Source organism: Rhodanobacter sp. G1 (assembly GCF_055397855.1).
Map to the genome: position 1 here is coordinate 3,629,510 of NZ_AP039674.1, position 24,120 is coordinate 3,653,629.

23 protein-coding genes are annotated in these 24,120 nt (G+C 67.8%); 9 read left to right on the forward strand and 14 right to left on the reverse strand.

Annotated elements, in window-relative coordinates; translation table 11 throughout:
* Positions 1-114: 114 nt before the first annotated feature.
* Both ACZ5Z2_RS16125 and ACZ5Z2_RS16130 read right to left on the reverse strand, forming a co-directional pair.
* The gene (locus tag ACZ5Z2_RS16125; RefSeq protein ID WP_464759578.1) at positions 115-2,496 is read right to left on the reverse strand and encodes a protease pro-enzyme activation domain-containing protein; all 2,382 of its coding nucleotides are present in this window, start codon (positions 2,494-2,496) and stop codon (positions 115-117) included.
* Between the two features lie 555 nt (positions 2,497-3,051).
* A complete protein-coding gene (locus tag ACZ5Z2_RS16130) occupies positions 3,052-3,765 on the reverse strand; it encodes an ArsR/SmtB family transcription factor (RefSeq protein WP_464759579.1) in 714 nt (237 codons plus the stop codon).
* 82 nt (positions 3,766-3,847) lie between these two features.
* Here ACZ5Z2_RS16130 and ACZ5Z2_RS16135 point away from each other — a divergent pair, with 82 nt between their 5' ends.
* Positions 3,848-4,480, forward strand: coding sequence for a flavin reductase family protein (locus ACZ5Z2_RS16135; RefSeq protein ID WP_464759580.1), 633 nt, complete (start codon positions 3,848-3,850; stop codon positions 4,478-4,480).
* A 152-nt stretch (positions 4,481-4,632) separates the two neighbouring features.
* The gene (locus ACZ5Z2_RS16140) at positions 4,633-6,810 is read left to right on the forward strand and encodes an LTA synthase family protein (protein ID WP_464759581.1); all 2,178 of its coding nucleotides are present in this window, start codon (positions 4,633-4,635) and stop codon (positions 6,808-6,810) included.
* Between the two features lie 149 nt (positions 6,811-6,959).
* Here the strand turns inward: ACZ5Z2_RS16140 and tatC are convergent, their stop codons facing one another.
* The 4 genes from tatC to ACZ5Z2_RS16160 all read right to left on the reverse strand — a co-directional run bounded on the left by tatC (position 6,960) and on the right by ACZ5Z2_RS16160 (position 9,165).
* Complete coding sequence (gene tatC / locus ACZ5Z2_RS16145; RefSeq protein WP_464759582.1) at positions 6,960-7,715, reverse strand: twin-arginine translocase subunit TatC; 756 nt, start codon at positions 7,713-7,715, stop codon at positions 6,960-6,962.
* The gene (gene tatB / locus ACZ5Z2_RS16150) at positions 7,702-8,124 is read right to left on the reverse strand and encodes a Sec-independent protein translocase protein TatB (protein ID WP_464759583.1); all 423 of its coding nucleotides are present in this window, start codon (positions 8,122-8,124) and stop codon (positions 7,702-7,704) included. Before tatB ends, tatC begins: the two co-directional genes overlap by 14 nt.
* A gap of 21 nt (positions 8,125-8,145) precedes the next feature.
* Positions 8,146-8,400 carry a Sec-independent protein translocase subunit TatA gene (gene tatA / locus ACZ5Z2_RS16155; RefSeq protein WP_464759584.1) on the reverse strand — a complete coding sequence of 85 codons (255 nt, stop codon included), beginning with the start codon at positions 8,398-8,400 and terminating at the stop codon, positions 8,146-8,148.
* A 69-nt stretch (positions 8,401-8,469) separates the two neighbouring features.
* The gene (locus ACZ5Z2_RS16160; RefSeq protein WP_464759585.1) at positions 8,470-9,165 is read right to left on the reverse strand and encodes a lipid-binding SYLF domain-containing protein; all 696 of its coding nucleotides are present in this window, start codon (positions 9,163-9,165) and stop codon (positions 8,470-8,472) included.
* An 85-nt stretch (positions 9,166-9,250) separates the two neighbouring features.
* Between ACZ5Z2_RS16160 and hemH the strand changes: the two genes are divergently transcribed.
* From hemH to ACZ5Z2_RS16175, 3 genes are all read left to right on the forward strand, one after another.
* Positions 9,251-10,285, forward strand: coding sequence for a ferrochelatase (hemH, locus tag ACZ5Z2_RS16165; RefSeq protein WP_464761730.1), 1,035 nt, complete (start codon positions 9,251-9,253; stop codon positions 10,283-10,285).
* A gap of 338 nt (positions 10,286-10,623) precedes the next feature.
* A complete protein-coding gene (locus ACZ5Z2_RS16170) occupies positions 10,624-11,475 on the forward strand; it encodes an alpha/beta fold hydrolase (protein WP_464759586.1) in 852 nt (283 codons plus the stop codon).
* Positions 11,476-11,632: 157 nt separating this feature from the next.
* On the forward strand, positions 11,633-12,367 hold the full coding sequence (locus tag ACZ5Z2_RS16175) for a hypothetical protein (RefSeq protein ID WP_464759587.1): 735 nt from the start codon (positions 11,633-11,635) through the stop codon (positions 12,365-12,367).
* Positions 12,368-12,406: 39 nt separating this feature from the next.
* Here ACZ5Z2_RS16175 and ACZ5Z2_RS16180 read toward each other — a convergent pair whose 3' ends face one another.
* The 7 genes from ACZ5Z2_RS16180 to ACZ5Z2_RS16210 all read right to left on the reverse strand — a co-directional run bounded on the left by ACZ5Z2_RS16180 (position 12,407) and on the right by ACZ5Z2_RS16210 (position 17,911).
* Entirely contained in the window at positions 12,407-13,612 is a 1,206-nt protein-coding gene (locus ACZ5Z2_RS16180) for an ABC transporter permease (protein ID WP_464759588.1), read from the reverse strand.
* Positions 13,609-14,343, reverse strand: a complete 735-nt coding sequence (locus ACZ5Z2_RS16185; RefSeq protein WP_464759589.1) for an ABC transporter ATP-binding protein — start codon at positions 14,341-14,343, stop codon at positions 13,609-13,611. Before ACZ5Z2_RS16185 ends, ACZ5Z2_RS16180 begins: the two co-directional genes overlap by 4 nt.
* On the reverse strand, positions 14,340-14,513 hold the full coding sequence (locus tag ACZ5Z2_RS16190) for a hypothetical protein (RefSeq protein ID WP_464759590.1): 174 nt from the start codon (positions 14,511-14,513) through the stop codon (positions 14,340-14,342). The genes ACZ5Z2_RS16185 and ACZ5Z2_RS16190 overlap by 4 nt, the downstream gene beginning before the upstream one ends.
* A complete protein-coding gene (locus ACZ5Z2_RS16195) occupies positions 14,510-16,075 on the reverse strand; it encodes an alpha/beta hydrolase (RefSeq protein WP_464761731.1) in 1,566 nt (521 codons plus the stop codon). Before ACZ5Z2_RS16195 ends, ACZ5Z2_RS16190 begins: the two co-directional genes overlap by 4 nt.
* A gap of 2 nt (positions 16,076-16,077) precedes the next feature.
* The gene (locus ACZ5Z2_RS16200) at positions 16,078-16,278 is read right to left on the reverse strand and encodes a helix-turn-helix transcriptional regulator (RefSeq protein ID WP_464759591.1); all 201 of its coding nucleotides are present in this window, start codon (positions 16,276-16,278) and stop codon (positions 16,078-16,080) included.
* Positions 16,279-16,371: 93 nt separating this feature from the next.
* Positions 16,372-16,977, reverse strand: a complete 606-nt coding sequence (locus ACZ5Z2_RS16205; protein WP_464759592.1) for a hypothetical protein — start codon at positions 16,975-16,977, stop codon at positions 16,372-16,374.
* Positions 16,978-16,987: 10 nt separating this feature from the next.
* Entirely contained in the window at positions 16,988-17,911 is a 924-nt protein-coding gene (locus tag ACZ5Z2_RS16210) for an alpha/beta fold hydrolase (RefSeq protein WP_464759594.1), read from the reverse strand.
* Between the two features lie 574 nt (positions 17,912-18,485).
* Here ACZ5Z2_RS16210 and ACZ5Z2_RS16215 point away from each other — a divergent pair.
* From ACZ5Z2_RS16215 to ACZ5Z2_RS16230, 4 genes are all read left to right on the forward strand, one after another.
* Positions 18,486-19,022: a fimbrial protein gene (locus tag ACZ5Z2_RS16215; protein ID WP_464759595.1), complete on the forward strand. Its 537-nt coding sequence runs from the start codon at positions 18,486-18,488 to the stop codon at positions 19,020-19,022.
* Positions 19,023-19,109: 87 nt separating this feature from the next.
* Positions 19,110-19,856 carry a fimbrial biogenesis chaperone gene (locus tag ACZ5Z2_RS16220; protein ID WP_464759596.1) on the forward strand — a complete coding sequence of 249 codons (747 nt, stop codon included), beginning with the start codon at positions 19,110-19,112 and terminating at the stop codon, positions 19,854-19,856.
* A complete protein-coding gene (locus ACZ5Z2_RS16225; protein ID WP_464759597.1) occupies positions 19,853-22,615 on the forward strand; it encodes a fimbria/pilus outer membrane usher protein in 2,763 nt (920 codons plus the stop codon). The genes ACZ5Z2_RS16220 and ACZ5Z2_RS16225 overlap by 4 nt, the downstream gene beginning before the upstream one ends.
* Positions 22,612-23,640, forward strand: a complete 1,029-nt coding sequence (locus ACZ5Z2_RS16230; protein WP_464759598.1) for a fimbrial protein — start codon at positions 22,612-22,614, stop codon at positions 23,638-23,640. The genes ACZ5Z2_RS16225 and ACZ5Z2_RS16230 overlap by 4 nt, the downstream gene beginning before the upstream one ends.
* Before the next feature lie 74 nt (positions 23,641-23,714).
* Here ACZ5Z2_RS16230 and ACZ5Z2_RS16235 read toward each other — a convergent pair whose 3' ends face one another.
* A complete protein-coding gene (locus ACZ5Z2_RS16235; RefSeq protein WP_464759599.1) occupies positions 23,715-24,074 on the reverse strand; it encodes a hypothetical protein in 360 nt (119 codons plus the stop codon).
* Positions 24,075-24,120: the final 46 nt, after the last annotated feature.

Sequence of the window (24,120 nt, forward strand, 5' to 3'; positions counted from 1 at the left end):
AAGGCCCGATCGTCGCCGATCGGGCCTCCAGACTTCCTGGTCAAGCGGGATGCGCTGCTTCATGCATCCCGAACCGCTGGCGGCAGTTACGGAAACTGCCGCCAGGGTTTGAACTTACTGCACGTTCAAGGTCAGGTCGTCCAGCACGAACGAGGTCTGCAGCGAGCTGTCTTCCTTGCCGGTGAACTTGATCGTCACCTTCTGGCCGATGTACGCGGACAGGTCGGCCGTATGCACGCTGTAGCCGCTGGCCGCATTGACGTTGGAGAACGTCGACAGCGTCTTGAGCACCTTGCCGGCGCTGCTCAGCACCTGCACGGTCAGCTTGTCGTACGCCGTCGAGCCGCTCTCATCCGTGTCGATGTGCAGGTAGTACGACAGCGTGGCCGAGGTCTTGCCGGACGGGATGGTCACGGTCTGCGACAGCGTGTCGGTGTGCGACGAGCCGTAGCCGTCCAGCCAGGCGAACCAGGTACCGGAATGGGCGACTTCACCCGAGCAGGTGCTGTTGCTGCACAGGGTGCCGCTGCTCATCGACCACGGCGAGGCCGCGCCGCTCTCGAAGCCGGTGTTGCCGAACAGCTGGGTCGGCGAGCCGCCACCGCCGCTGGAAGTGACCGTCACCGTGCCCGTCTTGGTGTTGGTGGCGCCGGTGCTGTCGGTCACCGTGAGGCTCACGGTGTAGCTGCCGGCCGAGGCGTAGGTGTGGCTCGGGCTGGCCGAGGTGGAGGTGCTGCCGTCGCCGAAGCTCCACGAGTAGCTGCTGATCGTGCCGCCGGTGTCGGTGGAGGTGTTGGTGAAGTTCACCGACAGCCCGCTCACGGTGTCGGTGAAGCTGGCCACCGGCGAACCGGTCGTGCCGCCGCCACCGCCGCTGCCCGCGACGTTCGCCACGAAGTTGGCGATGTTGATCGAGCCGAAGCCGGTGGTGTAGTCCCAGCCCGTGGCGGCGGTTTCGCCGTCGTTGTTGCCCGAGGTGACGTCGTGGAAGTCGGTCGAGTAGTGCGACGCGGCATCCGCGTAGATCAGCGGCGCGGCGAAGCCCAGCGAGGAGTTGGTGGCCAGCGTGCGTGCCCACACGCCCACGAACAGCGGCGAGGCCAGGCTGGTGCCGCCGATCTGCTCGCTGGAACCGTCCACGATCACGCTGGCGCCACTTTCCGGGCTGGCGTCGAAGGCCACGTCCGGCAGGCCGCGGTACGAGCTGCCCGCGTTCTTGCCCACGCCGTTCTGCCAGCTCGGCTGCGGCTCGAAGGTGCTGGGGCTGCCGCCGGTCGCGCCTTCGTTCGAGGAGAGGTTGTTCCACACCGTCTCGTTGGTCCAGGTGGTGCCCGAGGTGTACAGCTCGGTGCCGCCCACCGCCACCACGTATTCCGAGTCGGCCGGCCAGCTCGGCGTGATGCCGCCGTCGCCGCACTCGTCCGCGCCGCTGTCGCCGGAGGAGATCGAGAAGGTCTGGCCCTGCGCATCGGCCTGCTCGAAGATGTTGTCGCCGGTGGCCGCGCCGTTCGTTTCCGAACCGGTCTCGCAACCGCCGATCGAGACGTTGATGATGCGCACCGTGTTGTCGGTGACCGCCTTGTTGAAGTCGTCCACCAGCGGCTGGGTGTCGAGGCTGGAGGTGGTATAGAGATAGAACGCCTTGACGCCGCCCGCGATGCCGGCGATGTCCTGGGTGTCCAGATCCCATTCGCCGTCGCCGCTGGTGTCGCTGCTGCCGCCGTCCACCGTCACCACGTTCATCGGGATGCTGCCGAGGCTGGTGTGCTGGCCGAGGAACTTGGTGAAGTCGCTCTTGACCTTCGTCATGCTGCCTTCGGTGATCACGCCGACGTTGATCGTCGAACCGGTCGCCGTGCTGCCCGCGTTGTAGATCGCGGCGAAGTCGGTCGGCGAGTGCGCACTGGCGGTGCCGCTGGTGGCGTTGACCTGCACCGGCGTCAGCACGTGGAAGGTGTGCACGGTCTGCAGGCCGAGCACCTCGTTCACGATGCCCTGCAGCGAGGCGGGAATCTTCACGTCGCTGGAGGTGGCGTAGGCGTCGCGCCCGTCGTGCGTGTGCACGCGCACCAGCGAGGTGCGGAAGGCGGAAGCCGCCTTGTCGGCGCGGCCGGTGGCGGTCACCAGCTGGCGGTTCGGCTCGATGGTGACGTTGCTGAAGCCGGACTGGCGCAGGTAGTTGGCCACCTGCTGCGCCTGCGCCGCGGTCGGCGCGTACATCGCGTTGAACTGCGCGGGGGTGAGGTTGGGATGGTGCGGATTGGCGACGAACGCGTCCAGCTGCGCCTTGTTGCGCAGCTTCAGCGACACCGCGACGTGCATGGAATGCGCAACGTCCAGCGCGCCCATGACGCGGTCGCCGGTATGCAGCCTGGTGGCGTGGCGCACGACGGAGAACTGCGCCGCGCTGGCGGTGCTGGCCGGAGTGGCGCACACCGAAGAAGCCGCGGCCAGGGCGATGGCTGCGGCCAGGGCTTTCAGACGTACATGATGCATGGATGACTCCCCAGGTTTTTCAGGGCAAACGGGCCTGACGCGGCCTCGTGACCCCGTGGCAAAGACGAATGCCGCACTGGTGTGCGACGACGGTTTCTGCTTGCCAGACGATTCCCGAGCGCCCATCTGCGGCGGCCATTCCCCTGTAGAGAATCCCTCTCACGGCCAGCCCTGGGCTTTGCTCGACGGCTCCCGCCCCCACGGCAGCCGCTCGGAACCGTTCGCCACACTCCTCATGGCGAACCCTTGGAACCTACGCAATGGAATTGACACGCGTCAATATCAGGAAACCGGAATGTGTACCGGCGACGCATTAATCATTCATATTGCTTTCATTTTGAATTCCGGTAACGCATGAAACAACGCCAATACGTAATTTATTTCGATCAACCCGGTTGCCATTAAAACTACGCTTTTCAGGATTATCCCCCGCAACGAGCCCAGTGCGGCGAAAAAGGCATCAGCTCGAAAACGTAATATATTGTCGATATCGAAAGTTCTTGAAAAAGCCGCAACCTGGATTACGCCCCTCCGATTTGAATCGAGGCAAGCGTTTCAAGCATCCGTATGCACCGGCGAATCCAGCCGGATACCGAGTTGCGCAAGGCGGCGCAGGCCGTCGTCGCTGGGCAACAGCGCCCGGCTGCGCTGGCTGCGGCGCAACCAGCCGGCGTCCAGCATGGCGCCGGTGATCGCCACGCCGAGCGGGCCGCCCAGATGCAGCTTGCGCTCCGTCCAGTCGAGGCAACCCCGGCCGGCAAGCCGCAGCAGGCGATCCGATGGAGGATCGTTCAGGCCGCTCGCCGCCAGCGCTTCCGCACCTGCGGCTTCGAGATGCAGGCCGCTGCCGTCGGCGCGCAGCCAGCCGCAAGCGAGCCATGCCTCGCACAACGCCACGCCGAGCTGCCCGGCCAGATGCCGGTAGCAGGTGCGCGCACGGCACAGCGCGAGGTCGCTGCCCTGCGGCCGCGGCACGCGCGGCGCGCGCGGCAACGCCATGGCCTCCAGCCATGCGGCCGCATCGTCGTCGGCAAGGCGGTAATAGCGATGCCGGCCTTGCGCGTGCACGGCAAGCAGGCCGCCATCCAGCAGGCGCTTCAGGTGCGCACTGGCGGTAGCCGCGCCCACGCCGGCAGTGCGTGCAAGCTCGCCCGCCGGCCGCGCACTGCCGTCCAGCAACGCCAGCAACATCGCCGCGCGGGCCGGTTCCGCCAGCAGGGCGCCGAATTCGGCCAGTTGGTAACGGCTGGGCAGATCGGCGCGGCTCATGCGCGCAGTGTAGTGGCCGCCACGCGCGCCCGTTTCGTCGCGCGACGAAACATCGGGCGGGCATGCCCGCGACACTGCCGGCATGGACATCCACCACGCCGCCGACACGCTGCGGATCCATCCCTCCATCCTCTACTTCGGCACGCCGGTGGTGTTGATCACCACGCGCAACCCGGACGGCTCGGCCAACATCACGCCGATGTCGTCGGCATGGGCGCTGGCCGACCGCGTCACGATAGGTCTCAGCGGCGGCGGCCAGGGCCTGGCCAACCTGCTGCGCGAACGCGAGTGCGTGCTCAACCTCGCCAGCGAGGCGATGCACGAGGCGGTGGAACGGCTGGCGCCCACCAGCGGCGCCGATCCCGTGCCCGCATGGAAGCGCGACTATCGCCACGAAGCGGACAAATTTGCGCTGGCCGGCTGGCACGCGCTGCCGTCGCTGCGCGTGAACGCGCCGCGCATCGCCGAGGCGCCATTGCAGCTGGAGGCGTGCCTGCTGCATGCCGGCGAGCGCCCGCTGGAAGCCTGGCGCGGCGATGCCGGCGGCTATTTCACGCTGGAGCTGGAGGTGCGCGAAGTGCATGCGCACGCGGACATCGTGGTGCCCGGCACCTCGCACATCGACCCGCGCCGCTACCGGCCGCTGTTCTACGTGTTCCGCCATTACTGCGGCGCGGGCGCATCGCTTGGGCGCACGTTCAAGGCGGAAGTGTAGACGCAAGACGCGTACCGGCTCGATCCCGGCGAAGCGCCGGCGCGCACGGGCGTATCTGGCATTGCCGGGCGGCAGCAACGAAAATTGTGCAATCCGCGCGCGGCATGCGTGTATAACGCGCGCTAGTCTTTCCCACCTGCCCGGAGCTGCCCGTGTCGCGCGCCCTGTTCTCCTCGTCTCCGCTGCGCCAGCGCTTCCGTCCCCTGTGGTGGCTGGGCATCGCCTACCTGGCGATCTCGTTCTGCACGCGCATCGCATTGCTGGTGATGTCGGGCCACAACGTGTCGCCGAATCCGCTGAACTGGCTGTACGCGTTCGGCGTGGGCCTGGGCTACGACCTCATCACCTTCGTGTACCTGGCCTGGCCGATGGTGCTGTTCCTGTGGCTGGTGCCGACGCGGCGCGCCCCGGTGGCGGGCGTCGGACGCTGGCTGCTTTACCTCGCCGGCATGGCGGCACTGTACGCGGCCACGCTGGGCCTGTTCTTCCTGCTGTGGCACGTGCACGTGCACGAGTCGTGGCCGATCCTCGCGGTGTTCCTGTTCTTCCTGCCGATGCCGGCGCTGGCGTACAACCGCGCCAGTGGGCAGTGGGGGCTGTACGTGCTCGGGCTGGCGCTGCTGTACGGCCTGCTGTTCGTGGCGGCGTCGGAGCTGGTGTTCTGGAACGAGTTCAGCTCGCGCTTCAACTTCATCGCGGTGGACTACCTCGTCTACACCACCGAGGTGATCGGCAACATCCGCGAGTCCTATCCCGTAGGCACCTGGCTGGCGCTGCTGGTGGTACTGGCGCTGGTGGCCTTCGTGCTGAGCCGGCGCGGCCTGCGCGCGCGCGACGACGGCAGCACGCTGTGGCAGCGCGCCCGCGTGCCGCTGGTGTGGCTGCTGCTCACCGTGGTGTCGGTGGCCGGGGTGAACGGCGAGATGAAGGATCGCACCGCCAACAACTACGTCAACGAGCTGGCCGGCAACGGCATCTACCAGTTCTTCGCCGCGTTCCGCAGCAGCCACCTCGACTACAAGAAGTTCTACCGCTCGCTGCCCGACGACGAAGCGTTCAAGCTGCTGCACGAGCAGCTCAAGGCGCCGAACGCCAGCTTCACCAGCAGCGATCCGCGTGACCTCACCCGCGCGATCCGCGCGGCAGGGCCGGAGAAGCACCTCAACGTGGTGCTGATCAGCGTGGAGAGCCTGTCCGGCGACTACCTGGGCACCTTCGGCAACAAGCAGGGCCTGACGCCCTTCCTCGACTCGCTGGTGCACAAGAGCATCTTCTTCGACAACCTCTACGCCAACGGCACGCGCACCGTGCGCGGGCTGGAGGCGCTGTCGCTGTCGGTGCCGCCCACGCCGGGCGATTCGCTGGTGCGCGAGAAGAACAACGAGGATCTGTTCTCGCTGGCCAGCATCTTCAACACACGCGGCTACGAGTCGGAGTTCGTGTACGGCGGCTACGGCTACTTCGACAACATGAACTACTTCTTCAGCCACAACGGCTACAAGACGGTGGATCGCAGCGCCATCGCGCCGGGCACGCCCATCCACAGCCAGAACGTGTGGGGCGTGGCCGACGAGGATCTCTTCACGCTGGCGCTGAAGCAGATGGACGAGGCGCACGCCGCCGGCAAGCCGTTCTTCCTGCACATCATGACCACCTCCAACCATCGTCCGTACACCTATCCGGCGGGGCGGGTGAAGTGGAGGGCGCCGTCGCGGCCGGGCGCGGTGGCCTATACCGACTGGTCGATCGGGGACTTCATCAGGCGCGCGCAGACCAGGCCGTACTTCGACGACACCGTGTTCGTGATCACTGCCGACCACTGCGCCTCCAGCGCCGGCAAGACCAGCATCCCGATCAACCGCTACCACATCCCGCTGTGGATCTACGCGCCCAAGCAGTTCAAGCCGCAGCGCGTGGAGGAGCTGATGGGCCAGCTCGACATCCCGCCCACCCTGCTCGGCCTGCTCGACTTCAGCTACCGCTCGCGCTTCTTCGGCCAGGACGTGTTCCAGGAAGCGCCGGGGCAAGGCCACGCCCTGCCCGGCACCTACGAGAAGCTGGGCTACGTGCGCGGCGACACGCTGACCATCCTCGAACCGCGCAAGCGCCTCGAACAGCTGAAGCCGGACTTCGCCACCGGCGACGCCACGCCCGTGGTGCCGGTGAAGCAGGATCTGGTGGACACCGCGATCGCCTACTACCAGGTGGCCAGCGACCTCTACAAGCAGGGCGGACTGAAGCGGCGGCCGGACGACGGCACGAAGGTGGAGCCGTTGCCTGCGGCCACGGTTGCCGCACCGGCGACTGCCGCTTCAACCACGCAGCCGTAAGGGACATCCGACCAGCCAGTTTCTCCCCTGGTTCGTCATTCCGGCGCAGACCGGGATCCAGTGGTGGCATGGCCTGAACGAGCCTGATCGCCACTGGATCCCGGCCTGCGCCGGGATGACGGGCAAGATCATGGGTTCCCGGGCGCGATTCAGTCCGTCGCCTTCTTCGGCAACAGCCAGCGCACCGCCACGATGCCCAGCTCGTAGAGCAGGCACATCGGGATCGCCAGCATGATCATCGAGGTGATGTCCGGCGGCGTGATGATCGCGGCCACCGCGAACGCGCCCACGATGGCGTAGCGCCGCGCGTTGCGCAGCTTGGCGATGTCCACCAGGCCCACCGCGGCGAGGATCACCACCGCCACCGGCACCTCGAAGCACAGGCCGAAGGCGAAGAACATCAGCATCACGAAGTCGAGGTAATGCGTGATGTCGGTCATCATCTCCACGCCCGCGGGGGTCACCGCGGTGAGGAAGCGGAACGCCGCCGGCAGCACCAGGAAGTACGCGAACGCGCAGCCGCAGTAGAACAGCACCAGGGTGGCGACCAGCAGCGGCCGCGCCAGGCGCTTCTCGTGCTTGTACAGCCCCGGGCTGACGAAGGCCCACAGCTGGTAGAGGATCACCGGCATGCTGATGAACAGCGCGGCGTAGAACGCCAGCTTCAGCGGCGTGATGAAGGGACTGGCCACCTCGGTGGCGATCAGGTGCGCGCCCTGCGGCAGGCGCGCCACCAGCGGCGCGGCCAGCTCCGAATAGAGCTTGTTCGCGAACGGCACCAGCGCCAGCAGCACCAGCAGTACGCAGGCGATGGCCTTGAGCAGGCGCGAGCGCAGTTCGATCAGGTGCGAGAACAGGCCCTGCTGCAGGTCGTCGCCGGAATCGTCGGGTTCAATGGCCGCCATGCGCGGACTCCTTCGCGGCCGGTGCCGCCGGCGGCTCGCCCAGCGGCAGCTCCTGCTGCGTTTCGGGCCCGCCTTCCGCCGCAGCCTGCCCGGTCGGCCCCGGCGATGGCGATGCCGTGGCCTTGAGCGTCGCCGCCGCTTCCTCGACCGGCTGGCTCACTTCCTTCGCGGCGTCCTTGAACTCCGCCTGCGCAGCCTCGGCGCGCGCGGCGGCCTCGCGCGCGGCGCGCCTGATCTCTTCCACTTCCAGCTCGCGCTCCACCTCGGCGCGCACGCTGTCCCAGCCGCTGCGCACGCGGCGCAGCAACGCGCCCGCCGTGCGCGCCGCGCCGGGCAGCTTCTCTGGGCCGAGCACGATCAGCGCGACGAGCGCGAGCAGCACTAGCTTGCCGAGGCTGATCTCGATCATCGCCGCAAAACCCGGCCGCGCTTACTTCGACTCGTGCGAGTCGCGCTGATCCTGCGTGCTGGCGCTCGCCGGCGGGGCCGGCGGATCGGCGCGCAGCTGCTCCTTCGCCTGCTGCGACTCCTTGGCCTTCTCCTCGTCCTCGCCGTGCATGGCCTTCTTGAAGCCGCGCACGGCATTGCCGAGGTCGGAGCCGATGTTGCCGATCTTCTTGGTGCCGAAGATCAGCAGCACGAGAACGAGCACGATGATCCAGTGCCAGATGCTGTCAAAACCCATGATGTTCCTCGAGGCGCTTCGGGGCGGAAACGGCTCCACCCGCGAAGCGCCGATCTTCGCACAGGGCGGTTACTTGGAAGTGTACTCTTCCAGCGCGTCGCGAAACCTCACCACCTCCTGCGGCACGTTGCTCACGCCGCCCTCGAAGATGCGCCGCGGCGTGATGCCGGCGCCGTACACCGCCGCATTGGCGTCGTAGTCGATCTTCAGCACCGAGCCGTCCAGCGCCACGCCGGCGAACAGGCCGCGTGCGCGCGAGTAGGAGTAGATCTCCGCCTTCAGCTGCTGGTCGGTGGCGGCCGAAGCGGTGCGGCCTACCGGGCCGGCCGCGGCCGAGGCATCGGCGCCGATGGTGAACTTGCCGTTGACGATGGAATCCACGCCGCGCTGCGTGCGGAACACCAGGATCACGTCGGTGGACGACACGCCGATCTGGAAGCCCACGCTGCCGCCGCCGAAGGAAATGAAGCTGGGGTTGGACCAGGTGCCGTCCGGGCTTTTCACCGAGATCAGCCCCTCGCCGCGCCGCCCGCCGAACACGAAGCCGACCTTCAGCACGTCGGGGATCACCGCGATCGCCTTCGCGTCCTTGAGCAGATCGCTGGGGATGGCCTTGTCCGGCGCCTGCTCGATCTCGTTCAGCACGCGCACCGCGGCCTGCGCGCGCATCTGCGGCGTATCGTCGCCGGCGTGCGCGGCCATCGCCGGCAGCAGCATGGCCGCGCCGAGCAGGATGAAGCGGTACAGGGATGTCTTCTTGGACATGGTCAGCTCCGTCGTTGGGTGGGGCCGAGGGATGGGAACGGGGCGCTTGTGGCAGACTCGCGGCAGCCTTGTCGCCAGCATCACGATGCCCAGCCACGACCACTATACCGGCCCCGCCAGCCATTCCGACCCCGACGCCACGGCATCCGTTCAGACAGCCGTGCTGCTGGTGAACCTCGGCACGCCCGTCGCGCCCACGGCGAAGGCGGTACGGCCGTACCTCGCCGAGTTCCTGTCCGACCCACGCGTGATCGACTACCCGCGCTGGAAGTGGTGGCCGATCCTGCACGGCGTGATCCTGCGCGTGCGCCCGCGGCGCTCCGCGCACACCTATGCGCGCATCTGGGATGCGCAGGGCTCCCCGCTGCGCTGGCGCAGCGAAGCGCTGGCGAAGGCCCTGCAAAACGAATTGGGCGCGAACGTGCGCGTGGCGCTGGCGATGCGCTACGGCGAACCGGCGGTGGCCGCCACCATCGAACGATTGCAGCGCGAAGGCGTGCGGCGCCTGCTAGTACTGCCGCTGTATCCGCAGTATTCCGCCACCTCCACCGGCTCGGTGATCGACGCGGTGGCCGACGCGATGAAATCGCTGCGCTGGCCGCCGGAGCTGCGCTTCGTCAACGACTACCACGACGATCCCGGCCACATCGAGGCGCTGGCCGCAGGTATCGAGGGCTGGTGGGCCCGGCACGGCCGCGGCGAACGGCTGCTGCTCTCCTTCCACGGCATCCCCGAGCGCTACGCGCATCTCGGCGATCCGTATGCGGAACAATGCCGCGCCACCGCGCGCCTGCTGCGCGAACGGCTGCGGCTGGACGAGTCGCAACTGCTGCTGAGCTTCCAGTCCCGCGTGGGCCGCGAACGCTGGCTGGAACCCTATACCGACGCCACCGTGCGCCGCCTCGCCGGCGAAGGCGTGAAGCGGCTCGACGTGGCCTGCCCCGGCTTCGCGGTGGACTGCCTGGAGACGCTGGAGGAGATCGCCATGCAGAACCGCGACTTCTTCGTTGCGGCCGGCGGCGACGACCTGCGCTACATCCCCGCGCTCAACGACGGCGCCGGACAGGTGCGCAGCCTCGCCGCGATCACGCGCCGCCACCTGCAAGGCTGGCCTGGGTGAGCTGACGTAATGCTCTTGCTCGTCATTCCGGCGCAGGCCGGACAAGCGCGAAGCGCGCAGAACGCCCGCAGGGCGGCCCCGAAGGGGCGAGCGAAGCGAGTCATCCAGTGGCCGTGCGGCCTGAGCGAACATGGTCGCTACTGGATCCCGGCCTTCGCCGGGATGACAGTCTAGATAGTGGTCGTTATCGGAAATGAAGTCGCCTTCTCGCAATGCTTCGTGCAAGCGGCGCGGGCCTTCATCCTTCGACACCATCCCCAGATTATTCCGGACAGCAGTGGGCCTACGCCGGGATGACGAGCAAAAACCAAGACTTTCTCAAGGAACAAGTTCAACGCATGACCGCACCCCGCGAACGGCGCATCGCGCTGCCCCATCTCACGCTGGCCGCGCTGGAATGGGGCGATCCCGCCGCGCCGCCGCTCGTCGCCCTGCACGGCTGGCTGGACAACGCCGCCAGCTTCGCCGCACTGGCGCCGCGGCTCGCACCGCGCTATCGCGTGATCGCGCTGGAGCTGCCCGGCCACGGCCACTCCGGCCACCTGACCGCCGGCGCCAGCTACCACTACCTCGACCACGTGCGCGCCGTGCTGGCCGCGCTCGATGCGCTGGAACTGCCGCACTGCCACCTGCTCGGCCACTCGCTGGGCGCCGGCATCGCCTCGCTGATCGCCGCGGCCGCGCCCGCGCGCATCGGACGGCTGCACCTGATCGAAGGGCTGGGCCCGCTGGGCGACGACGGCACGCACACCCTGCAACGCTACCGCGACGCAGTGGCCACGCCGCCCGCCGATGGAAAAGGGCTGCGCACATTCCGCAACGTCGAGCAGGCCATCAGCGCGCGCGCCATCGCCAGCGGCCTGGCCGCGGAACTCGCGCGCCCCATCATCGAACGCGGCCTGCGCGAAACCGGCGATGGCTGGCAATGGCGCAGCGATCCGCGCCTCGTGCGTCCCACCGCGATCCGCCTGGCCGAAACGCAGATCCATGCCCTGCTCGCCGGCATCGGGGCACCCACGTCGCTCCTGTTGTCGCAACCCGCCACTTCCTACCTGCCCGCGGCGCAGATGGAAGCGCGCGCTGCCTGCGTGCCGCGCATGGCCGTCGAGCGCATGGACGGCGGCCACCATCTGCAACTGGAACATCCGCAGGCGGTGGCGCAATGGGTGCTGCGCCACGCCGAGCCGTGACACGGGCCGCGCCCGAGACGCCTGAACTGGCACAGGCCGTCAATTGGATTCAAACAGCGGCGCGACCGTTCAGGGCATCATGAACGGCATGGTCGACCATGCACCATGACTGCCGTTTCGCTTCTATTGACATCCGTATCCACATCCAAGAATCGCCATGAAAAAGCGTATACGCCATGCCTCGCTTGTCACGCTGCTGATCACGGCAACCATCGCCATCCGGCCCACGGCAGCTGCCACACCGGATGCGCCAGCTCCGGCAGCCGCACCCAAGATCGAGTATTGCCTGGCGGGCCTGGAAGACTTTTTCCCGGGCGACTATTACGCGTGCCGCGCGGCCTACCACCTGCAGAGGGAGCATTACGGCCAGTTCCTGGACATGCTGCGCGATTCCGCCTACTGGGCCAACAAGAGCGCCCAGTACGAACTGGGCCTGGTCTATTTCCACGGGGACATCCCCGGCATACCGATGAACCGCCCGCTCGGCATCGCCTGGCTGGCGTTGGCCGCCGAAAGGAAGAATCCGGATTTCCAGAAGGCCTACACCGTGGCCACCCTGCAAAGCTCGCCCCAGGAGATCGCGGCCGCCAGCGAGCTGTGGAAGAAGCTTCGCCTCAAATACGGCGACAAGGTGGCCGCCCAGCGCGCCATCCGCCGCTACAACCAGGAGATTGCCCCGCTATACGCCGCCGCCCAGGGCGGTGGCATCACCTATGTCGCCGGCTTCACGCCCTTTCCCCAGTCGGCCTTCAACGTGGTCAAGAGCCTGCAGGATCGCGCCGACAATGACTTCGACGACCTGCATGGCACGGTCACGGTGGGCGTTCTCCACCCCCTGGGCGACGATGCCGCGCAACCGGCGCCGGCTGGCAAACCCGACGCCACGCACTGAGCCGGCCACGCCCGAGGGCGTGGCCGCTGCCGGGCAAGCTCAGCCCGAAATCGCCAGCTTCTCCGAGCGGTACAGCTGCGCGGTGATGCCCACCGCCACCAGCGCCGCCGCCAGCGTGCCGGCGAGGCACAACCCGAGCTGATCCGCCGCGATGCCGTCGCCGCGCAGCTGCTGCATGATGCCGAGGTTCTGGCCCAGCAGCGGCACGCCGTACATCCATGCCTGCGCCTTGACCGGCAGGAAGGCCAGCAGGGCGCTGGGGATCAGCGGCACCATCATCAGCAGCGAGATGTAGGTCTGCGCCTCGCGGTAGCTCTTGGCGAACGCGGCCACCAGGGTCTGCAGCGAGGCCAGCAGCAGCACCAGCGGCAGCATCAGCAGCAGCACGTAGCCAGCGAAATGCCAGCCGAGATCCAGCTCCATGCCCAACTTCTCGGCGGGGATGAAGCGCCCCACCACCGCGAACGCGAGCAGGGTGATGGCCAGGCTGACCAGCGAGAACGCGCAGATCGCCGCGAGCTTGCCGACGAGGATCTTCCAGCGCGCCACCGGGTTGGCGAACAGCGGCTCCAGCGACTGCCGCTCGCGCTCGCCCGCGGTGAGGTCGATGGCGAGGTACATGCCGCCCATGAACAGGGTGATCACGAAGAAGTACGGCAGCATCGCAAACATCAGCACCGCGCGCGACTGCGGCGTGGCCTGGTCGCGCCGCGCCACCTGCACCGGCCACGCGGTGCCCGGCGACAGGCCACGCGCCACCAGCCGCATCGCGCCCTGCTGGCGGGCGTAGGTTTCCACCAGCTTCTGCACGCGATCCACCGCGCTGCGCGTGTCCTGCCGCGAGGAGTCGTAGAACATCTCCACCTGCACCGGCTCGCCCTTGCGCCAGGCCTTGCCGTAGTCGGCGGCGATGCGCAGCGCCACGTCGGCGTCCTGCTTGCGCACGGCCATGCCGGGGTCGGCCACCGGCGCATCCGGCACGATGCCGCCCTCCTTCAGTGCATCGACCAGGTGCGGCGCGTACTGCGCGCCGATTACCGGCACGTGCAGCGGCTTGTCGATCTTGTCCAGCTGCATGTTCACCTGCATGTTGACGAGCATCACGAACAGCAGCGGCCCCAGCAGCGGACCGGTGAGGAAGGCGCTCATCAGGGTGCGGCGGTCGCGCAGGTTCTCGCGCACCTCCTTGAGGAACACGGCGAACGCGGCGCCGCCGCTGCGGGTCTTCGGGGCAACGGCGCTCATGCGGCGAGGCCCTCGTCGGTTCCGATGATCTTCACGAAGGCTTCCTCCAGGTTGGTTTCGCCGGTCTGCGCGCGCAGCGCGTCGGGCGTTTCGTCGGCCACCACGCGGCCGTGCGCGATCACCACGATGCGGTCGCACAGCGCCGCCACCTCCTGCATGATGTGGCTGGAGAACAGCACGCAGCGGCCCTCCGCCTTCAGCTGCTGCATGAAGCGGCGCAGGCCGCGCGTGGCCATCACGTCGAGGCCGTTGGTAGGTTCGTCGAGGATCACGTTGCGCGGGTCGTGGATCAGCGCGCGGGCGATCGCGGTCTTCACGCGCTGGCCCTGCGAGAAGCCCTCGGTACGGCGGTCGAGGATGTCGCGCATCTCCAGCGCATCGACCAGCGCGCCTTGGCGCGTCCGCAACGTGGCTTCGTCGATGCCGTGCAGGCGCGCGAAGTACTCGATGTTCTCGCGCGCGGTGAGCCGCTTGTACAGGCCGCGCGCATCCGGCAGCACGCCGAGCCGGCGGCGCACCGCCAGCGGATCGGCCGCGGCGTCGATGCCGTCCACCAGCACCTGGCCGCTGTCCGGCTCCATCAGCGTGTAGAGCATGCGCAGCGTGGTGGTCTTGCCGGCGCCGTTGGGGCCGAGCAGGCCGGTGATCTCGCCGTCGCGCGCGGCGAAGCCGACGCCGTCCACGGCCTTCACCGCGCCGAACGCCTTGTGCAGGTTCCTGACTTCGATCACGGGAGGTCACTCCGGTTGAGGCAGATGTCCTGGCGTGCCGCGAGCGTCGACAACGTGGCCAGCAGCGGCAGCAGGATGACGGTGAGGAAATGCGGCGCTTTCAGCACGGCAGCCGCAAGCATGGCGGCCGCCCAGAGCATGGCATTCGCCAGCACGTAAGGCTTGCTCATGGCGTGGCTCCGTTGAAGTCGATGAAGAAGGGCTGCGGCTGCAGGCGATCGAGGCAGCTCGCGTCCATGGTTTTCGGATCGAGCTTCTCGACGAAGTGCTGCACCAGCTGCGGCCCGCAGCCGGTCGCCAGCACGCTGTGGCCCTGGCCCTTGAACAGCAGCACGCGCGCGTCCGTCAGGTACTTCGCCACCTCGTCGGCATAGCGCGGCGGCGTGACCGGGTCGTACTGGCCGGCCAGCAGCAGCACGGGCTTGCCGGTCTTCAGCGGCTGGTGGAAATCCGCCGGCCGCGCGCCCTTTGGCCACACGGAACAGATCGCCTTGTAGGCGTCGACCATGTGCGTGCCGAGCAGGGTGTCGGAGTCCTGCGGGCGCGCGGCGAGCAGGTCGGCGTCCTCGCTGCAGATCACCGAGTACGACATGCCGTTGCCGGCGAGGTCGGCCATGTCCACGGTGAGCAGCTTGGCCTGGCCCAGCAGCGGCCCCACGTCGCCGTGCGCAGCCGCGTCGATGGACAGCGGCAGCAGCGCGGCGGTGACCGGCGAGTAGGCGAACATGCGCACCACGCCCACCAGCGAATCCTCGTTGAGCACGCGCTGCACGGTCTGGTAGCTCTGCGGGTCGCGGAAGCTGACCGGGTGCGGGTTCGCGCGCAGCGCGTCGCGCAGCTGGATCAGCGTCTGGTACGGGTTGCCGAAGCGCTGCTTGCAGGCAGCGTCGGCTGCGCAGCGCGCGAACTGTGCCTTCAGCGCATCGTCGAGGTTCTGCGCGAAGTCCTCGCCCAGCACCACGCTGTTCGGCACCGTGCTGTCCAGCACGATGCTGCGCACCGCGTCGGGGTGGCGCATCGCGTACTGCTGCGCCACGCGCGTGCCGTAGGACACGCCGACCAGGTCGAATTGCGGCACGCCCAGCGCCTTGCGCACGTCGTCCAGATCCTGCACCGCGTCGGTGGTGGTGTAGTAGCGCGGATCGGCGTGCGACTGCACCTGCTTCAGGCAGTCCGCCGCCGCGGCGCGCAGCTTGGCGGGATCGAAGCCGGTGTCGTCGTCCGCCGCGGCCTTGTCGTCGGCCTTGCAGTCCAGCGCGTTGGAACCGCCGACGCCGCGCTGGTCGAGCAGCAGGATGTCGCGGTGCGCGCGCAGCGGCTCCAGCATCGCGCCGATCTGCCCTGCGTAATCGGTGGCTGCCTGGCCCGGGCCGCCAGCGAGGAAAGCCAGCATGTCGGGTCTGGCCACCTGCGCGCCGGAGCGCAGCACCGCCAGCTTCAGTGCGATCTTGCGGCCTTGCGGCGCGGCGCGGTTCTCCGGCACTTCCAGCGAGCCGCACCACGCCGCGGCGCTCAGGCCGCTATGCGGCTGGCCGAGGTCGCAGGCGGTGAGCGTGAGCTTGCCGAGCCGCCAGGTGCGCGGCGGCGCCGGTTTCACTTCCGCCTGCGCGGAAACCGCGGCCGGCGCCGGCGGCGGCACCTCGTGTTCCGGCGGCCGGTGCCTGGCATGGTTCGCCGCGATGATCGCGGCCGCCACGGCCGCGACAACGCCCATGCGCTTCCTTTGGTTCATGCTCATGCATCGTTTCCTGGTTCGAAGATGGATTCGATCGGACGTCCAAACAGTTTTGCGATCTTGAAGGCCAGCGGCAGGCTGGGGTCGTACTTGCCGGTCTCTATGGCGTTGACCGTCTGCCGCGACACCTCCAGCCGCTCGGCGAGATCCGCCTGCGACCAGCCCTGCCCGCCGCGCAGTTCGCGCACGTGGTTGTTCATGCGAAGCACCGGTTCGGCTGGCGCCGCGCGAAGTCGCGCGCACGGATGCGCAGCCGCCAGTCGTTGGCGCGATCCGGCCATGTGCGCAACATGTCAGTCCTCCCGGGCCTGGCGATCCGCACGCACCCGGCGCCACCAGGCCCATGCGGCCATCGTCACGAACAGGCAGGCCGTGAGCGCGAACCACCCTGCCCCGCGCTCGTCGTGGCGCCACCACAGGTACAGTGCGAACAGTCCCATCAACGCGCCGGTGCCCACGAAGTACCACGGCAACCACTCGGCGCCCTCGCCGCTGCACATGGTGTCGATGCCGTAATGGCGCGCCACCCATCGGCTGGCCGCGCCGTAGCCGAACATCAGCACCGGGAACACCCAGATCAACGCGCTGCCACCCAGATCCAGCACGCCGTCGGCGGCGAGGAAGCCGCCCACCATGCTGAGGGCGGAGACCAGCGCGGCAGCCACGCCCAGCGCCACCAGGTGCATGCGCTGCTCCAGCTCGTCGCTGTCGCGGATGCGCCGCCACATCAAGGCGATCACGTAGAGCATCGGCACTACCGGCGCCACCGCCAGCAAGGCCCTCAGCGGCAGGCTCGTGACGGCGTGCATCAGCGAACCGGCGCCCAGCAGCACGGCCATGTAGACCGCCATGGTCAGCATCAGCTGCTGCTGGTAGCGCTTGTTGGTCAGGCGTGGCATGTCTCGTTCCTCACAGCGAACCCAGGAAGCCGTCCAGCGCCTGCTGGAACTTCACCGGCTGGTCGAGCATCACGAAATGCCGCGCGGGCGAGATCGATTCCACCTTCGCGTGCGGCGCATCCGCCAGCAGGCCCTGGTAATACGCGGCCTTCTGCGCCTCGCTGATCTGCAATGGCGGCTTGCTGAAGTCCGATGCGTAGTACGGCGAGATCTCCAAGATCGGCACGTTCGCCTGCTTCAGGCCGGTGCGATAGTCGGCGACGGTGTCCTCGGCCATGTACTCGGCGCTGGCCGCGGCATCGCTGCGCGCGTTCAGCGGTGCGTACTGCTCGGCCAGCTTCGGGTCAACGACGCCGACGTGCTGCATGTAGCCCAGCGCCGCGGCCTGGAACTGCGCCGGCGTCATCGCGGCCATCTGCGTGCGCGTGCGCTCGGCCATCGCCTGGCGCTGCCCGGCGCTCGCGCGCTCCATGCCGGGAAGGATCGGCAAGCCGTCCACAGCCACCACGGCGGCGATCAGCGACGCATGCTCGCCCGCGAAGCGCAGCGCCAGCGTGCCGCCCAGGCTGTGGCCCACCAGTACCGGCTTGTCGATGTGCTTACGTTCGATCAATTGCAGCAGCGAGGCATCGGCGCGATCCAGCAGGGTGCCGGCCTTCGCGTCGGGCGCGGGCGCCGGCACGCCGTCGAAGCCCGCCAGCGTCACCGCGTACACCACGTGATTCTTCTCGAGACCGGCGATGGTCTGCTGCCACACCCACGGGCCACCTTCCAGTCCGGGTATCAGGATCACCGGGCGGCCATGGTCGCCGTAACGTTGCACCTGCAGCGTGCCGACGGTTTCGGCCGGCGCCGTGGCGGAAACTGCCGCATCAGCGGCCAGACAAAGCGCGGCGGCTGCCAGGCCGCGACAAAGCCAACGATGGTTGCGCATGGTGCCCCTCCCTGTTGATGTAAAGCTTGCTTGACACGCAGCGTAGGCGTAGCCATTCCTGGTGTCAAGTGTGCTTTACAAAAGAGCCGGCATGTCCGTGAACGGCACGTCAAACAAGTGACATGAGGTCATTTTTCGACGCGAAAGGGCAGGTAACCTGCCGCTGAAGGGTCGCCATGACGGACGATCGTGCATCCCTCCTAGCCCATTTTTTGACAGTCGAGCCAGCCGGCATTCATGCAGCCGCAGGACCGCCAAGGCTCGCATCCTCACCTTCAATGGAATTCATAATCAATGAGTTGCAAGGTAAAATGATGAAAAAAACGTCAATATAGAGAGTAGACGGATGGCTGGCATTGCGACCAAATGCCCGACGGCGGGTCGACGCCAAACCCGAAATTCTTGCGCCCGTAAAGGTAAAGTGAGCACCGCGTCACGCTTTGGCCCGCTCCTTGCTCAAACTTCTTCCAACAGCTTGCGTCGTCTGCTGGATGGTTTGCGCAACGGGTTCGCCATGGAACACCGACAAGCTGTTGTCCTTTTCATCAACATCCCGGAAGTCCAAGGAAACACCATGAATAAGAAACTGCTTTCCACTGCCCTCGTCGCCACTCTCGGTGCGCTGGCCTGCGTGCCCGCCGCCAGTGCCGCCCCCAACACCGGCACCATCCAGATCAACGGCAAGGTGCTGCAGGACACCTGCACGGTCACCGTCAACGGCGGCACCGGCAACACCGTGACCCTGACCCCCGTCATGGCGTCGAGCCTGAACGCCAGCGGCAAGGTCGCGGGCGCCACCGCCTTTACCCTCAACCTCAGCAACTGCGACCAGAACGCCACCCAGGCACAGCTGAGCTTCACGGGCGGCGCCAACAACGCCACCGACGGCAACCTCACGAACACCGGCAGCGCCGGCAGTGTCGAAGTGCAGCTGCTCGCCGGCGGCACCAGCGGCAGCGCCATCAACGTCAAGACCAACGCCAACGCTCCTGCAGTTACGCTCTCCAGCGGCTCGGGCAGCACCAACATGGCCGCCCAGTACTACGCCACGGCGCCAGCGTCGGCCGGTCTGGTCAGCACCAGCGCCAGCATGACCTTCACCTACCAGTAAGCGACACCGCGTGCCGCAGTCGTTCGAATTCGGCTGCGGCACGCCTTCGCATCGCCTCCGGCGTGCGGCCCGGCAGGGACACTCCCGATGAATAAACTCCACTGCACCCTGAGCGCAGCGTTGGTCGCGCTCGCCATCGCGCTCGCCCCGGCACACGCCAGCGTCGTCGTCGCCGGCACCCGCGTGGTGCTTCCCGCCCAGCAGGGCGAGATCACCGTGCGCCTGACCAACGACAGCGACCACCCGGCGCTGGTCGAAGCGTGGATCGACGCGGGCGACCTGAATTCGACGCCGGCAACCGCCAATTCGCCCTTCCTGATCACGCCGCCGCTGTTCCGCATGGATTCGCACAAGGATCAGAGCCTGCGGATCATCTACACCCAGGGCTCCCAGCCGCTGCCGGCCGACCGCGAGTCGCTGTTCTGGCTGAACGTGCTGGAAGTGCCGCCCAAGCCCAGCAGTACGCAGAACGCTGGCCAGAATTACCTGCAGTTCGCGATACGTTCGCGGCTGAAGTTGTTCTACCGCCCGGCCAGCCTGCCGGGCGACGCGATGAAGGCACCCGACCGGCTGGTCTTCAAGGCCGCCACCGAATCGGGCGCGGCGCTGGAGGTGCACAACCCCACGCCGTACTACGTCACGATCAGCAAGCTTTCGTTCGGCGCCGACGGCAAGGCGATCGACGGCGCCAGCGGCATGCTGGCGCCGTTCGGCGACCTGCGCCTGCCGCTCAAGGGTCTGGCGCATGCGCCGGCCGCCGGCACGCCCGTCGCCTTCACCACCATCGACGACTACGGCGCGGCTGACGCGCACAAGGGCACCGTGACGCCATGACCTCGCGGCGCGCCATGCTTCGCCACCCGACCGGGCGCCGTGCGGCGCTCGCGGTGGCGTGCGGCCTGGCGCTGGGCGTCGCCATGGCTTGCCCGCGCCCGGCATGGGCCGCCGCCGCGGATGCGCCGGCCGACGCCAGCGCCGCCGAGGGCGGCTTCGCCAATTTCGACCGCAGCATGCTGGCCGGCGCCGGTCGCGGCACGGCCGACCTCTCGCGCTTCGAGCACGGCAACCCCGTGCTGCCCGGCGTCTACAACCTCGACGTCTACCTCAACAGGAACTGGGTGGGCCGCATGGACGTGCGCTTCGCCGCGCCGTCCGCCGACGCCAACGCCGTGCCCTGCCTCAGCACCGAACTGCTCGACCGCATGGGCCTGGCGCCCGCCAAGACCGACGCAGCGGCCGCGGCCGCCGCGAAGCTGTCGTCGCCCGCCTGCGTGAGCCTGGGCGACCTGATTCCCGGCGCCACGCTGTCCTTCGACATGTCCGACCTGCGCATGGACGCCAGCGTGCCGCAGGCCTACATGAACCAGCGGCCGCGCGGCTGGGTCAATCCGGCCTCATGGGACGCGGGCGTGCCGGCGTTCCTGCTCAACTACAACTTCGACAGCTACCGCACCACCAGCGGCGGCCGGAACCTGGACAGCACCTACCTCGGCCTGCGCTCGGGCTTCAACCTCGGCCTGTGGCAGTTCCGGCAGGACAGCACCGCCACGCTGCAGTCCGGCACCGGCCAGCGCAGCCAGCGCCACTGGCACAACATCGACGCCTACGTGCAGCGCGCGCTGCCCGGGCTGGGCGCCGTGCTGAGCCTGGGCGACAGCTACACCGACGGCGCCGTGTTCGACAGCTACGGCCTGCGCGGCGTGCAGCTGGGCACCGACGACCGCATGCTGCCGCAGTCCCTGCGCGGCTATGCGCCGGTGGTGCACGGCGTGGCCTACACCAACGCCAAGGTCACGGTGACCCAGAACGGCGTGCAGATCTACCAGACCACGGTCGCGCCCGGCCCGTTCGTGATCAACGACCTCTACCCCACCGGCTACGGCGGCGACCTGGTCGTGAACGTGACGGAAGCCGACGGCCGCCAGCACAGCTTCACCGTGCCCTATGCCTCAGTGGCGCAGTCGTTGCGCCCCGGCGTCACCCGTTTCGACGTCGCCGCCGGCCAACTGCGCGACACCACCCTGCAGGATCGCCCCAACGTGATCCAGGCCACGATGCAGCACGGCTTCAGCAACCGCATCACCGGCTACGCCGGCGTGCAGGGTTCGGAAGGCTACGCCGCCGCGCTGGTCGGCGGCGCGCTCAACACGCGCTTCGGCGCGCTGGCGCTGGACATCACCCATGCCCACGCCAGCATCCCGGGCTACGGCAACTACAACGGGCAGAGCTTCCGCATCAGCTACAGCAAGATCATCCCGGAGACCCATACTTCGCTGAGCGTGGCCGCCGACCGCTATTCCACCAACGGCTTCCTGAGCCTGAGCGATGCCGAAACCGCGCGCGACTACGCCCGCCGCGGCATGAACGCGCTGCAATACCAGCCGTCCAGCGTGCAGACGATCGACGGCCTGCCCGTGCAGAGCCTGCTCACGCCGGCCCAGCTCGCGGCGCTGAACGGCACCGCCTACAACGGCAACGGCCTCTACACCGCACGCGGGCTGCTGCAGCAGCGCAACCGCTTCACCTTGTCGCTCAACCAGCAACTGGGGCGCAACGGCGGCTCGCTGTACGCCAACGCCTCGGTCAACGACTACTGGAACCAGTCGGGCAACGACACGCAGTTCCAGGTGGGCTACAACAACCACCTGGGACGCCTGGCCTACAACGTCTCGGTCAGCCGCGGGCGCCTGGCGCTGGGCGGCTACGACAATCAGGTGTCCTTCAACGCCAGCCTGCCGCTGGGGGCCACGCCGCATGCCCCGAGCCTCTCGTTCAACCTCAACCACGACAGCGAGAGCGGCAGCCAGCAACAAGCCACCCTCAACGGCACGCTGGGCCAGTGGAACCAGTTCACCTATGGCGCCACCGCTTCGCACGGCGGCAACGACACCGGCAATGCCTACAGCGTGAACGCCGGCTACAACAGCCCCTATGCCACGTTCAACGCCAGCGTCGGCAGCGGCAGCGGCTACTCGCAGGCCTCCGTCGGCGCCAGCGGCGCGGTGGTCGCCCATGCGGGCGGCATCACCTTCGGCCAGCCGACCGGCGACACCATCGCCATCGTGCACATGCCCGGCGCCGCCGGCGCGCACATCCTCAACGCACCGGGACTCAGCGTGGATCGCAACGGCTACGCGCTGGTGCCGTACCTCACCCCGTACCAGCTCGACACCGTCCAGGTCGACCCGCAGGGCCTGCCGCTGGGCGTGCAACTGGACGCCACCAGCGCCGACGTGGCGCCCTACGCGGGCGCGGTGGTGATGGTGAACTTCAAGAGCAAGTTCGGCCATGCCGCGATCGCGCACATCCATCTGGCCGATGGCCAGCCCGTGCCGTTCGGCGCGCAGGTGTTCGACGCCAAGGATCAGCCGCTGGGCGTGGTGGGCCAGGGCGGCATGGCCCTGTTGCGCGGCGTCGCCGCCGACGGCAGGCTCAGCGTACAGTGGGACGATGAGCAGGGCGCCGCGCACGCGTGCACGTTTGCCTACACGCTGCCCAAGTCCAAGAACGCTTCACCCATCTATCAGCAAATCCAAGCCGCGTGCGTGGCCGAAGCTACCGCTCCGCCTTCGCGGCGGGGGAACGGGACATGATCGATCAAACCGCCGCACCCATGCGCCGCAACCTTCGACGCGGGCAGCATCTGCTGGCCTTGTTCGCCTTGCTTTTGCTGGCCCTGGCTGGCCGCGCGCATGCCGGATGCCAATACACCAATAACCCGGGAACCGTCACTTTCGCGCCGCCCAGCACCATCACGCTTCCGAACAGCCTCCCTGTCGGAACCATCCTCTGGACATCGCCGCAGATCGCCACCGCAAACCCGCCCACGCTCTATTGCGAGGACAGCACTACCAACAACGGCATAGCCAATACGTGGGGCAACCCCGCCGGAAGCGACGAAACGCTTTTTCCGACCAACGTTTCCGGACTCTCGTATCGGATCCTGCATCCCGACACGTCGAACCTGTTGTCCGCCTATCCATACAACGCATCCGTGCCGGCCGGCCAGATCACCTTCAGCGTGGCTTCCGCATTGCAGTTGGTAGTGACTGGCACCATCACTCCCGGAAGCGTCCTGACCGGAAAGGTCGCCCAGTGGAATGTCGACATGTGCAATGGGAACTATTCCAACTGGTATGGCTTTTATTGCACGCAATCCAAGGGCACCCATCCCGTCGAAATCTTCAATACCTCTGCCGTCCGCTTTGCCGCGCCGGCCTGCACGATCGCGGTCGATCCCACCGTTGTGACGCTGCCCTCGGTTCTGGCTTCGGCATTCACCGGCAAAGGCACCACCACCGGGCAGACACCGTTCATGGTGCAATTGAACTGCCAAGCCGGCGCCAGCCTCTCCATTACCCTGGCCACTGCAAATCAGCAGACGGGCACCACCAGCGTGATCGCGCCTACCGTTGGCAATGGCTACGCGAACAATGTGGGCGTACAGCTTCTCAACGGCCAAGGCAGCCCCATCACCTTCGGCTCGGCCATCTCCGAAGGTACGACGACCAGCGGCATCATGAACCTGCCGTTCTACGCTCGCTATTACCAGACTGGTTCGGGCGCGACCGCGGGCACAGTGACCGCCACGGCCACCTACACGCTGACCTATCAGTAGTCGCTCAAGCTGCCACCCGGGCGCATCGCCGGTCGGTTGCGGCGTGCATCCGCGGGCGACGCTCGGAACCCGCCTCAATCGTAGGTGCGCACGATCAGGTTCTTCGCCGGCCGGCCATCGGCGCCCGCCGGGGCATAGCTGGCGTAGTAGCCGAGCAGGCGATCGTTCGCGACCGCAGCCGCATCGAGAGCAGTCACGGTGCGCAAATAGCTGCTGCCCGCGTCGGCTGCGCCCTGGCCGCAGGTGCGATGGGCAGGTGCCGGGGCAACGGCCGCGTTGACCAATTGCGCGGTGTCGATGGTGCAGGTGGATTCCAGTACGGCACCGGTGAAATTGATCCGTCCACCTTCCGCCCACGCGCCCTGTGCCGCCAGCGCGATGAGCAAACCGAAGATCCAGCGATTCCGACTGACCATGACCACCTCGCCCGGCACGCAGGGGTTTGCGCACCACGAGGAGGCTGTCGGCGCCTTTTTTGGG

Coding starts and splice junctions, on each gene's coding strand:
- ACZ5Z2_RS16210 (WP_464759594.1), bottom strand. CDS start 17,911: ATGCGCAACCATCGTTGGCTTTGTCGCGGCCTGGCAGCCGCCGCGCTT.
- ACZ5Z2_RS16200 (WP_464759591.1), bottom strand. CDS start 16,278: ATGAACAACCACGTGCGCGAACTGCGCGGCGGGCAGGGCTGGTCGCAG.
- ACZ5Z2_RS16220 (WP_464759596.1), top strand. CDS start 19,110: ATGAATAAACTCCACTGCACCCTGAGCGCAGCGTTGGTCGCGCTCGCC.
- ACZ5Z2_RS16225 (WP_464759597.1), top strand. CDS start 19,853: ATGACCTCGCGGCGCGCCATGCTTCGCCACCCGACCGGGCGCCGTGCG.
- ACZ5Z2_RS16190 (WP_464759590.1), bottom strand. CDS start 14,513: ATGAGCAAGCCTTACGTGCTGGCGAATGCCATGCTCTGGGCGGCCGCC.
- ACZ5Z2_RS16125 (WP_464759578.1), bottom strand. CDS start 2,496: ATGCATCATGTACGTCTGAAAGCCCTGGCCGCAGCCATCGCCCTGGCC.
- tatB (WP_464759583.1), bottom strand. CDS start 8,124: ATGATCGAGATCAGCCTCGGCAAGCTAGTGCTGCTCGCGCTCGTCGCG.
- ACZ5Z2_RS16215 (WP_464759595.1), top strand. CDS start 18,486: ATGAATAAGAAACTGCTTTCCACTGCCCTCGTCGCCACTCTCGGTGCG.
- ACZ5Z2_RS16130 (WP_464759579.1), bottom strand. CDS start 3,765: ATGAGCCGCGCCGATCTGCCCAGCCGTTACCAACTGGCCGAATTCGGC.
- ACZ5Z2_RS16195 (WP_464761731.1), bottom strand. CDS start 16,075: ATGAACCAAAGGAAGCGCATGGGCGTTGTCGCGGCCGTGGCGGCCGCG.
- ACZ5Z2_RS16135 (WP_464759580.1), top strand. CDS start 3,848: ATGGACATCCACCACGCCGCCGACACGCTGCGGATCCATCCCTCCATC.
- ACZ5Z2_RS16170 (WP_464759586.1), top strand. CDS start 10,624: ATGACCGCACCCCGCGAACGGCGCATCGCGCTGCCCCATCTCACGCTG.
- ACZ5Z2_RS16175 (WP_464759587.1), top strand. CDS start 11,633: ATGAAAAAGCGTATACGCCATGCCTCGCTTGTCACGCTGCTGATCACG.
- ACZ5Z2_RS16180 (WP_464759588.1), bottom strand. CDS start 13,612: ATGAGCGCCGTTGCCCCGAAGACCCGCAGCGGCGGCGCCGCGTTCGCC.
- ACZ5Z2_RS16230 (WP_464759598.1), top strand. CDS start 22,612: ATGATCGATCAAACCGCCGCACCCATGCGCCGCAACCTTCGACGCGGG.
- ACZ5Z2_RS16205 (WP_464759592.1), bottom strand. CDS start 16,977: ATGCCACGCCTGACCAACAAGCGCTACCAGCAGCAGCTGATGCTGACC.
- hemH (WP_464761730.1), top strand. CDS start 9,251: ATGCCCAGCCACGACCACTATACCGGCCCCGCCAGCCATTCCGACCCC.
- ACZ5Z2_RS16160 (WP_464759585.1), bottom strand. CDS start 9,165: ATGTCCAAGAAGACATCCCTGTACCGCTTCATCCTGCTCGGCGCGGCC.
- tatC (WP_464759582.1), bottom strand. CDS start 7,715: ATGGCGGCCATTGAACCCGACGATTCCGGCGACGACCTGCAGCAGGGC.
- tatA (WP_464759584.1), bottom strand. CDS start 8,400: ATGGGTTTTGACAGCATCTGGCACTGGATCATCGTGCTCGTTCTCGTG.